Origin of the sequence: Methylobacterium sp. WL18, assembly GCF_008040015.1 — a bacterium.
GTDB lineage: Bacteria > Pseudomonadota > Alphaproteobacteria > Rhizobiales > Beijerinckiaceae > Methylobacterium > Methylobacterium mesophilicum.
In genome coordinates this window covers 1-1,203 of record NZ_VRVD01000982.1, presented here as the reverse complement: position 1 = coordinate 1,203, position 1,203 = coordinate 1, and the positions used below count along the sequence as shown (strand labels likewise).

At 68.2% G+C, this 1,203-nt stretch carries 1 protein-coding gene and 2 pseudogenes; all 3 read left to right on the top strand.

Translation table 11 applies throughout. The features are described from left to right. Positions 1-311, top strand: a pseudogene (locus FV228_RS30290) (sugar transporter); the annotation flags it as partial. Between the two features lie 291 nt (positions 312-602). After that, positions 603-890, top strand: a complete 288-nt coding sequence (locus tag FV228_RS30285; RefSeq protein WP_147857796.1) for a DUF1778 domain-containing protein — start codon at positions 603-605, stop codon at positions 888-890. Further along, a pseudogene (locus FV228_RS30280) lies at positions 887-1,203 on the top strand (GNAT family N-acetyltransferase); the annotation flags it as partial. The gene FV228_RS30285 and the pseudogene FV228_RS30280, both read left to right, overlap by 4 nt.

The following is a 1,203-nucleotide window of genomic DNA, read 5'->3' as shown; positions in this document are numbered from 1 at the left end:
CGCGCGGCCTGTCGGACTTCGCCGCCGACCCGGCCGGCACCTTCATCTTCCGGTTCGAGCCCGCCAGCGTGGTGCGCCGGCTCAACCCGGCCACCAAGCTCACCGGCACGCCGCTGGTGCCGGTGGTCTACCGGATCAACATGCGCGACCCCAACAGCCTGTTCACCACCCAGGCGTTCCGCATGCGCAACCGCGACCTGATCTACGTCTCGAACGCCCCGTTCACCGAGGTCCAGAAGGTGCTGACCGCCTTCAGCGGCGTCACGGGCCCGCTCAGTTCCGCGGCCACCGCCTACGCCTACGCCAAGTAGCTCGGCCGACCCGCCGGCCTCCGGGCCGGCGGGGCCGAGATCCGGAAGACGCAAACAGGGCGCGGATGCCATCCGCGCCCTGTTTCGTTTGGCGTATCGCGAGGATGGTTCGCGTTGGGATCCCGGGAACGTATATCGCTCACACAACGGGGCGCGACCGAGTCGATCGCTCGATGCCTTCGAGGGCTTGAACCGAGATCGCCACATCCCACCCCACGCCGATGGTCTAACGCGCCTGTTTTTGCTTTGTACGGCAATTTGCCGTATCGAGATGGACCGGGAAGGTGTTCCATGAAGGTCAAGACGGACGACGGAACGGCGCGGCTGGAGGCCAGGGTACCAGTGCCAGTCTACGACACACTGCAGCGCGCGGCACAGCTGCGCGGCATGACCCTGACCGGCTACCTCATCGCGACGGCCGGCGAGGATGCAAGGCGCGTTGTCGAGGAGGCCGAGATCCTGCGGCTGGCCCGCGCCGACCAGGTGCGGTTCGCGGAAGCCCTGATCGATCCGCCTAAGCCGACCGATCGTCTGAAGCGCGCCGCCGAGCGCCATGCGGCCCTGATCCAGCTTCGGTGACGGCGCCGTTCGTCATCGAGCCGTTGTCCAAGGCCCACGACCGAAGCGGCTTTGCCAGCGGCAACGACCGTGTCGATGCCTATTTCCGCCAGACCGTCGCCCAGGACGTGAAGCGCCGCTACGCGGCCTGCTTCGTCGCTCGCGAGGTGGCGACCGGGCGGGTCGGGGGATTCTACACCCTGTCTTCGAACAGCGTGCCGCTGACGGACCTCCCGGACGTGCTCGCCAAGAAGCTGCCGCGCTACCCGACCGTGCCGGCCGCCCTGCTGGGCTGGATGGGGCGGGACGAAGCCTTCCGTGGGCAGGGGCTGGG